This is a genomic window from Microvirga sp. HS2, assembly GCF_055792805.1.
Map to the genome: position 1 here is coordinate 1 of NZ_JBVVAJ010000071.1, position 7,503 is coordinate 7,503.

Annotated in this window: 9 protein-coding genes and 2 pseudogenes; 5 read left to right on the plus strand and 6 right to left on the minus strand. The window is 64.0% G+C overall.

From position 1 onward, the window contains the following. The coding region (locus ACS5Q0_RS27030) for a hypothetical protein (RefSeq protein ID WP_473129721.1) at positions 1 to 359 on the plus strand (359 nt) is incomplete at its 5' end. A 62-nt stretch (positions 360 to 421) separates the two neighbouring features. Here ACS5Q0_RS27030 and ubiV read toward each other — a convergent pair. From ubiV to ubiT, 3 genes are read right to left on the minus strand one after another with little or no spacing between them, the layout of a single operon-like run. Continuing rightward, positions 422 to 1,330 (minus strand): ubiquinone anaerobic biosynthesis protein UbiV, encoded by a 909-nt coding sequence (gene ubiV, locus ACS5Q0_RS27035; protein ID WP_473129722.1) that lies wholly within the window; start codon positions 1,328 to 1,330, stop codon positions 422 to 424. A gap of 17 nt (positions 1,331 to 1,347) precedes the next feature. Then, positions 1,348 to 2,325 carry a ubiquinone anaerobic biosynthesis protein UbiU gene (gene ubiU, locus ACS5Q0_RS27040; protein WP_473129723.1) on the minus strand — a complete coding sequence of 326 codons (978 nt, stop codon included), beginning with the start codon at positions 2,323 to 2,325 and terminating at the stop codon, positions 1,348 to 1,350. After that, positions 2,316 to 2,879, minus strand: coding sequence for a ubiquinone anaerobic biosynthesis accessory factor UbiT (ubiT, locus tag ACS5Q0_RS27045; protein WP_473129724.1), 564 nt, complete (start codon positions 2,877 to 2,879; stop codon positions 2,316 to 2,318). The genes ubiU and ubiT overlap by 10 nt, the downstream gene beginning before the upstream one ends. 114 nt (positions 2,880 to 2,993) lie before the next feature. On the opposite strand from ubiT, the gene ACS5Q0_RS27050 reads away from it, so the two are divergent. Then, positions 2,994 to 4,511, plus strand: a complete 1,518-nt coding sequence (locus tag ACS5Q0_RS27050) for a UbiD family decarboxylase (protein ID WP_473129725.1) — start codon at positions 2,994 to 2,996, stop codon at positions 4,509 to 4,511. After that, positions 4,508 to 5,098 carry a UbiX family flavin prenyltransferase gene (locus ACS5Q0_RS27055; protein WP_473129726.1) on the plus strand — a complete coding sequence of 197 codons (591 nt, stop codon included), beginning with the start codon at positions 4,508 to 4,510 and terminating at the stop codon, positions 5,096 to 5,098. The genes ACS5Q0_RS27050 and ACS5Q0_RS27055 overlap by 4 nt, the downstream gene beginning before the upstream one ends. Positions 5,099 to 5,146: 48 nt before the next feature. Here ACS5Q0_RS27055 and ACS5Q0_RS27060 read toward each other — a convergent pair whose 3' ends face one another. Further along, positions 5,147 to 5,341 (minus strand): hypothetical protein, encoded by a 195-nt coding sequence (locus tag ACS5Q0_RS27060; RefSeq protein WP_473129727.1) that lies wholly within the window; start codon positions 5,339 to 5,341, stop codon positions 5,147 to 5,149. A gap of 74 nt (positions 5,342 to 5,415) precedes the next feature. After that, positions 5,416 to 5,670 (minus strand): DUF1858 domain-containing protein, encoded by a 255-nt coding sequence (locus tag ACS5Q0_RS27065; protein WP_473129728.1) that lies wholly within the window; start codon positions 5,668 to 5,670, stop codon positions 5,416 to 5,418. 377 nt (positions 5,671 to 6,047) lie between these two features. Here ACS5Q0_RS27065 and ACS5Q0_RS27070 point away from each other — a divergent pair. Further along, positions 6,048 to 6,235 (plus strand): annotated as a pseudogene (locus ACS5Q0_RS27070) (DUF2249 domain-containing protein). A 59-nt stretch (positions 6,236 to 6,294) separates the two neighbouring features. Here ACS5Q0_RS27070 and ACS5Q0_RS27075 read toward each other — a convergent pair. After that, positions 6,295 to 7,137, minus strand: a pseudogene (locus ACS5Q0_RS27075) (radical SAM protein); the annotation flags it as partial. A 15-nt stretch (positions 7,138 to 7,152) separates the two neighbouring features. Between ACS5Q0_RS27075 and ACS5Q0_RS27080 the strand changes: the two are divergent. Continuing rightward, on the plus strand, positions 7,153 to 7,503 hold a 351-nt coding region (locus ACS5Q0_RS27080), incomplete at its 3' end, for a hypothetical protein (RefSeq protein ID WP_473129729.1).

Genomic DNA, 7,503 nt, shown 5'->3' on the forward strand with positions numbered 1-7,503 from the left:
TCCGCATCGTCCGCGACAATGCAGGATCCACTGAAACCCCGGTCGACATCTATTCCTCCTCTGCCAAGGAGGGGTCAGTTCTTCGTTTCGTCAGGGGGTCAGTTTCTCAGTTCGGCCGACACATGCGTGCGCCCAACCCTCTCGGGGGCGAGCCCGACGGCGTCGAGGAGCAGCGGCAGCCGTTCTCCGGCGGCACGCGCCGTCGGCCGGGTGAGCTGGTCCGGGGAGAGTCCGACGTCCCGGGCGAGCGCACCAAGCTCATCCGCGTCAAGGAAAGGCAGTTCCTGGCCTTTCCGCCGACTGGACAGCCAACGCGTGATTCTGGTCATCAAACCCATGGACACCTTCATGCTGTTTGATGATGCTGCAACAGGTTTCCTGCGTTACTTTGCTCCAGCGCAAATTCAGTGCGATGACCGACCTAACCGCGGCTGGGAGTGGCTCCAGTACTGTATCGGGCGCCAGCGCTGCTGCTGAAAAACCCGTTCGAGAAAGAGACGCCACCGCACACAAGGTCGAGAGCATGCTTGCCCTCGTCAGGGTCGAGAGCTCCATCGGCAACGTCCCGGAAGGCATTAGCGACGGCGACCATGTCGCAGGTCTGCGGCGAGAGCCGACAGGCCGCAACGCCTATCGACGCCAGATCCGGAAGGTTCTCAATCAGATTGGCGTAGGTCGACGAGAGCGTCTGAACGCCGTTGACGGTCAGAAACTCCTGGCCATCCAAAGTGTCGGTCGGTAGACCATCCGGATCCTTGCCGCAGACGAACTGGCAATTGTCCTTCGTCAGTTTGTGCAGACGGGCATGGTAGCAGCGCGCGGAAATGGCAAGTGGCACGCGCCCAAAGGACCAAACCTCCAACTCCACATTCGAACATTCTGTCGCCAGGGCGGCGATGGAGGCTGCGGGCAGTTCGGGGGCCAGACAGACGCGTCGGGCCCCATTGGAAGCCAGCCAAGCCAAGGTCGCCTCGTTGTAGACATTGACGTAGGGGCCAATCGCGTGCGGGCGCCCCGCCAGGTGAGTCAGGGCAGTCACATCATTCGCCTCGACGAGAAGATCCGCGTCGCGCGCCAGGGACGACGTCTGCCGGCGCTCCCTTTCCAAGGTGACGAGGGCCAGCGAGCTCAACATCACCGCCTTGCCAGCCGAGACGAGGCGGTCCACCACCTCCGGCACCAGATCCTGAAAAAACGGAAGCCGCTTCGAGCACACGACCTCGCCGACGCAGACTGTGTCGACCGGGGCTTCGTCGGCGATCCTGAAATAGAAGTCCCGCCAGACCTCCGGTTCCCAGTTGTACAGGACCGGCCCGAGTGTCAGTTTCATGATGTCGCTCCCACTGTTCAGCGCCAGGTCTTGCGATAGGCGCCGAGCGTGTTGCTCTGCCCCTCGCTCATCGGCTGGAGCATCCCCGCCGGGATCGGACGCCCCTGCTCCAGAGCCGCCAACGCGCCGCGAAAGGAGCGTACCACATTTTCGATGTAAGCACGGCTGCGCTGCCGCCCCTCGATCTTCAGCGCTGCCACGCCTGCGTCCCGCAGGCCTGGCAGAAGCGTTGCCGCGTCAAGACTGACCGGATCCTCGAAGACGTACCCGGTTGACAGCTCGGTCCTGAAGCGCCCTTTGCACAGGGTCGGATAGGCGGCCGGTTCGCCCTTCCCGAACTGATTGATCGTGAAGCCGCCCAAGCGGGATGTGACCGTGCCCTCGGCCTCCTCATAGGCGACATGACTTGCCGGCGAGCACACGCCGTTCATATTCGGCGAGAGGCCCGTGGCATAGGACGAGAGCGAACAGCGCCCCTCCGCCATAACGCACAGCCCCCCGAACACGAACACCTCCACCTCGCAAGAGGTCGCGCGCGTGATCGCGGCAATCTCGGGCACGCTCAGCACGCGGGGCAGAACTACCCGCTTGGCATTGAACCGCTCCACATAGAAGCGGATCGCGTCCACATTGGACGCGGCCGCCTGGACAGAAACGTGCAGGCGCGTGCCGGGATGGCGTTCCGATGCATAGGCCATCAGACCGATATCGCAGAGAATGAGCGCGTCGACGTCGGCTTCCACTGCATCATCGATCGCCTGGTGCCACAGGCCAATGGCTCCAGCACGAGGGAAGGTGTTGATGGCCACAAGCACTTTGGCGCCGCGCCGGTGCGCATAGGCCACGCCCTCGGCGAGCTCATCGGGACTGAAGTTCAGCCCGGGGAAGTTCCGCGCATTTGTCTCGTTGCGAAAGCCGCAATAGACCGCATCCGCGCCGGCATCGACGGCCGTGCGCAGGGAGGATGGCGTGCCGGCTGGGCAGATCAGTTCCATGACGAAGCCTTCCCGGATTCTGATGGCGCGTGGTCAGCCTGCCCCGCAACGCGCTGGCCTGTCCGATGCCGAAGCAGCGCCTCACCCAATTGGCCCAACGGGCCGAACAGGGCCGCAGCCTCGCGCAGAACGTTCACCCCTGCGTCATCCACGGCATTCCGGAGCGCCAGCACGGCCTCCATGTCCCCCTCGACCACGATGGTCCGGGAGAAAAACAGCGCGTCACCGTCAAAGGAGCCGTCGGCCATGCCCACTAGGGCGCGAAGTGGACCGGAGATCCTGGCGTCCAGCCGGTCAGGGAGGGAACGCACAACCGCAATCCGGGGGTCTTGCGGCGCCGTGTTCAGGATGAAGGCAAATGGCAAATCCGACGGAGTCAGTCCGTAGCGTTTCCCGGCATACGAGCCGAGGCGCTCGAACATGCGCGGGTGATGACGTACGATCCGACGCAGCACAGCCGACAGGAGCAGCTGGAGCGGCCCCAAGGGGAGAGGCCGCAAGGCGATGAAAACAAAGGCCGGGAAGGCCGCGGCAGATCTGTGCGATGGGGTCATTGGAGCATCCTCGGAGCTGCCTTAGCCGAAACTGCCAAGCTCGTGTTTGCGCTGGAGCAAAGACAGAGGCACTCCCCTGCCCCAACGAGGCGGTGTTCTTCAGCTGGGGCCTCCATGCCATACCGTGACCTTCCCCCCTTTTGCGACCTGCGCGACTTCATGGCTTTCCTTGAGGAGCGAGGCCAACTCGTGCGGATCCGGGAGCCGGTGTCGGTGGCGCACGAGATCACCGAGATTCATCGTCGTGTGCTTCGGGAGCATGGACCGGCCCTGCTGTTCGAGAAGGCACGGCAGCCGGACGGCAGACCGGCGGAGATGTCGATCCTGGTGAATCTGTTCGGCACCGTCGAGCGCGTCGCCTGGGGCCTCGGCGTGCAGCCCAACCGCTTGCGAGAACTGGGTGAGGGCCTTGCCGAGTTGCGCGAGCCTCGTCCGCCACAGACCTTTGCGGATGCCTGGAGCAAGCTACCCCTGGCGCGGGCGGCCCTTTCGATGCGCCCTAAGGAAACCAGTGCAGGAAAGCGAACGGTGCTGACGGGTGACGCGGTCGATCTGATGCGGCTTCCAGTCCAGATCTGCTGGCCGGGCGAGCCGGCGCCGCTCATCACTTGGCCGCTGGTGGTGACACGCCCGCCGGACAGCACGAGCGTGGACGACTACAATGTCGGGGTCTACCGCATGCAGGTGCTCGAGCGTGACAAGGCCATCATGCGCTGGCTCGCGCACCGCGGCGGCGCGCGCCACCATCACTGTTGGAAAGCCATCGGTGAGCCCATGCCGGTGGCGGTCGTGGTTGGCGCGGACCCTTCCACCATCCTCTCAGCCGTTATGCCCCTTCCGGAAACCCTGTCCGAGCTGCGCTTCTCGGGCCTCCTGCGGAGTCAGCGTCCCAGGCTCATGCCCTGCGCGAGCGTCCCTCTGGTCGTGCCGGCGGAGGCGGAGATCGTCATCGAGGGCTTCGTATCCGCCGCCGAGACCGCACCGGAAGGGCCCTTTGGCGACCACACGGGCTACTACAATGCCGTCGAGCCGTTTCCCGTCATGCATGTGACGGCGATCACCATGCGTGCAGACCCGATTTATCTGTCGACCTTCACCGGGCGGGCACCGGACGAGCCCTCCCGCATCGGCGAGGCGCTCAACGAACTATTTGTTCCACTTCTGCGGCGTCAGTTCCCGGAAGTCCGGGACGCTTGGCTGCCGCCGGAGGCATGCTCCTATCGGATCGCCGTCGTGTCCATCGCCAAGCGCTATGCCGGACAAGCCCGGCGCGTGATGCTTGGATTGTGGTCGCTGCTTCCTCAGTTCACCTATACGAAGCTCCTCATCCTGGTGGACGACGACATCAATGTGCGCTCGTGGGATGACGTAATGTGGGCCGTCGCGACTCGCTCGGATCCCTCCCGCGACCTCGTCACGATCAGCGCCACGCCCATCGATTATCTGGACTTTGCATCGCCCCAGGCAGGCTTGGGCGGCAAGCTCGGTATTGACGCCACGAACAAGATCGGTCCTGAGACGGACCGCGAATGGGGCGAGGTGCTCCGAATGGGGCCCGCTGTCATAGCCCGGGTCGACGCAATCTGGAACAGTCTCGGGCTCGGCCAAGCCTCGCTCGGGAGCGTCGCATGAGCTCCCCGCCCCGCGTCGTGATTGGCATCAGCGGCGCATCAGGCGCCATGCTCGGCATCCGGATCGTCGAACTCCTCGCCACAGCAGGCTGTGAAACCCATCTTGTCGTCTCCCGGAGTGGAGAGCGCACGATCGGCCATGAAGTGGGTCATGATGCGCTGAGCCGGGTGGAAGCCCTTGCATCCTGCCGCCATCCCATAGATGACATCGGCGCGACGCTTGCCAGCGGCTCGTTTCGCACTTCGGGAATGATCGTTGCGCCTTGCTCGATGCGGACCCTGTCGGCCATTGCGACAAGCGCGGCGGACAACCTTCTCGTGCGCGCGGCCGACGTCCACCTCAAGGAGCGGCGGAGGCTCGTCCTTCTGACGCGCGAGACGCCACTGCATCTGGGGCATATCCGCACGATGGCCGTGGCCACAGAGATCGGAGCCATCATCGCACCTCCGGTGCCGGCCTATTACCGTCGGCCCCAATCAGTCATGGACATCATCGATCACACGGCGCGCCGGGCCATCGATCTGCTCAACCTAGAAATTCCGGTTCTCGCCGGGCCGTGGGGCGGGCTCGGGGGATCTTCTGTTTAGGTCCTCTTGTCGATCCTTGCCAACCTAGTACGCTGCCGAAGAGTCGTTTCAATCCGACAGCACCTCATTTCGACCCAGGCCACGGCGGCAGTAGCCGACCTCGGCACATCCGGAGCACCCGAGAGCTACGGGGCGCGTCGGCTCGTCTGCCCCGCCCGTTGCAGGATCCTCTCCACCCTGAATCTCCGCTCTGGCGTCGCCGAGCCCGTTGGCTTGCCAACCAGCCACATCTTCAAGACGCATGAACACCTCCCTGATGTCTTGAAGGCATTCACAGGTTTGGAGGCAACGGGCCTTGATCGGCCGCGAATGGCCCCTCAGGAGCCCGTAGGCCAGTGGGCCGCAACAAGCTCAGGCTCCGGCTTGGGCGCTGGCTCTGCTGCGATGGCGGCTCGCAGGTCCGCCAGGAACCGCGCGCGGTCCGTTCCGTGCTCGCGGCAGGCATCGTCCACACTGTGGAAGCAGGCAATCGGGCAGCCGACGCAGCGCATCTTGTGGTTCAGGAAAACCCGGATCGTCGCCGACCATTGCCGCATGACGTCGTCGACGAGTTGGGTGGATTCGACAGGCATGATCGCCTCCAAAGTCGCATTCTTGTGTTGTCTCACAACTAGCAGGCTCCAGACTGGCGCTCTTTGCGCGGTGACAAGAACCGGAACGGAGCGGCCCGCCAATTGGTGTTTCGTTTGAGGCAGAGCAAAGAAGACGGAGGTCCGGCCAGCCAAGGTCCGGCCGTCGAAGCGGAGGATCGAAGACCGCGCGGCACCATGCGAGCTGGTCTCAGAGCACCTCCCGCAGCGACGCCAACGCTGCCAGGATCCGCCTGGACGCCTTACCTCATCACCGCCCGCGGCCCCGGGACACCCGGCCGCGCAGCAAGGAACACCTCCTGATGTGCAGTTGCAATGTCACCGGAACCGCCATCGATGTCCGTCAGATCATGCCACGGATGCGCCATCCGTTGATCTTCAATACCTTTGACCAGCTCGTCCCGGGCGAGGCCTTCGCGCTCGTCAACGATCACGCCCCCGGCCGCTGTTCTACCAGTTTAATGTGGAGCGTGCGGGCGAGTTCGGGTGGGATTATCAGGAAGAGGGACCAGACCTCTGGCGGGTTCGCATCAGTCGCGCCGCCTGAGGAAGTCCGGCAGCAGGCCAAGGGTGGAGTCGATCACCGCTCCACACCTTCCTCGATCCACCGACATCCGACGCATCTCTCACGACACTATCGGCGGCGATGGCCTCCACCTGCTCGTAGCGCGCGGCACCGTCCGGCAGCGCGGCCTCGTCGATGTTGCGCTGGTGCTTCTTGAATGTGGGGATGTGCGCGTATCCGAAACCGAGAAGCGTTCGGGGCGCAACTCGACGCTCCTGCGCACCGTCTCGACACAGGACGCCACCGTCTGGTGCGGCAAACCATTGATCAGGTCGAAGTTGACGCCGCGCACGCATGCGGCGCGCAATCCTTCCGTCGCCCGCGCCGTCTGCTCGAAGCTCTGGATGCGGTTGATCGCGCCCTGCACCACTGGATCAAAGCTCTGCACGCCAAGGCTGGCGCGGATGATCCCCACCTCCCCGAGTGCCGCCGTCATGGTGCGGGTCAGCGTGCGCGGATCGATCTCGACCGCGACCTCGGTCGTCTCGTCGAAGGCAAGCCTCCGCCGCATCAGGGCCATGAGACCGAGAAGCTCGGACGGCTCCATGATTGTCGGCGTCCCCCGCCGAAGTGGACACGGCGAACCGGTAGCGGACCCGTCAGGCGCTCCGCGACGAGCCCAATCTCACGGCGGAGGACCTCCAGGTACTCCAAAATCGGCGCATCCCTCCGGGTAATGGTGGTGTGGCAACCGCAGTACCAGCACATGGAGCGGCAGAACGGCACGTGGAGATAAAGCGAGGTGCTCGTCCCGGCCAGTAGGGGCGCCAGCCAGTTCCCATAGGCATCATGCCGATCGCGTCGGAGAACTGCGGCGCCGTCGGATAGCTCGTGTTGCGGGGAAGCCGCTCCTCGCCGTATCGGGTTCTCAGGTCGCCTTTCATGGTGCAAACCCTCGCATGCGACGGACCTCCTCGGGAGGCTGTCAGCCCTTCCTGCATGGGGCTTACAGGAAATCCAATACGTTCCTTGCGCTTGCTCAATATGATCCGGCGGCTTTCCGACCGCAGTGCACGCATGATTTGATCTGGATCAAATCATTGAAGATGTTCAGTAAAAATTGGGCAGCTTCGGCCGCATTCGGCGGACTGTTTGCGCTGCAGCAAATAGCACTTGGGGGCTCGGGGGTACAAAGCCTTCATCCGATGACGGACCGCGATGATCCGCCAGACGGTCCGATACAGGAGAGAATGATGAGGACCATGAAGATCTCGGGACGCCGGCCGCTGCTTGCGACCGCTGCCGTTTTA

What these genes read in the sequence shown, in the direction of transcription:
- ubiV (WP_473129722.1), bottom strand. Translation starts at nt 1,330, where the DNA reads ATGAAACTGACACTCGGGCCGGTCCTGTACAACTGGGAACCGGAGGTC.
- ubiU (WP_473129723.1), bottom strand. Translation starts at nt 2,325, where the DNA reads ATGGAACTGATCTGCCCAGCCGGCACGCCATCCTCCCTGCGCACGGCC.
- ubiT (WP_473129724.1), bottom strand. Translation starts at nt 2,879, where the DNA reads ATGACCCCATCGCACAGATCTGCCGCGGCCTTCCCGGCCTTTGTTTTC.
- ACS5Q0_RS27050 (WP_473129725.1), top strand. Translation starts at nt 2,994, where the DNA reads ATGCCATACCGTGACCTTCCCCCCTTTTGCGACCTGCGCGACTTCATG.
- ACS5Q0_RS27055 (WP_473129726.1), top strand. Translation starts at nt 4,508, where the DNA reads ATGAGCTCCCCGCCCCGCGTCGTGATTGGCATCAGCGGCGCATCAGGC.
- ACS5Q0_RS27060 (WP_473129727.1), bottom strand. Translation starts at nt 5,341, where the DNA reads ATGCGTCTTGAAGATGTGGCTGGTTGGCAAGCCAACGGGCTCGGCGAC.
- ACS5Q0_RS27065 (WP_473129728.1), bottom strand. Translation starts at nt 5,670, where the DNA reads ATGCCTGTCGAATCCACCCAACTCGTCGACGACGTCATGCGGCAATGG.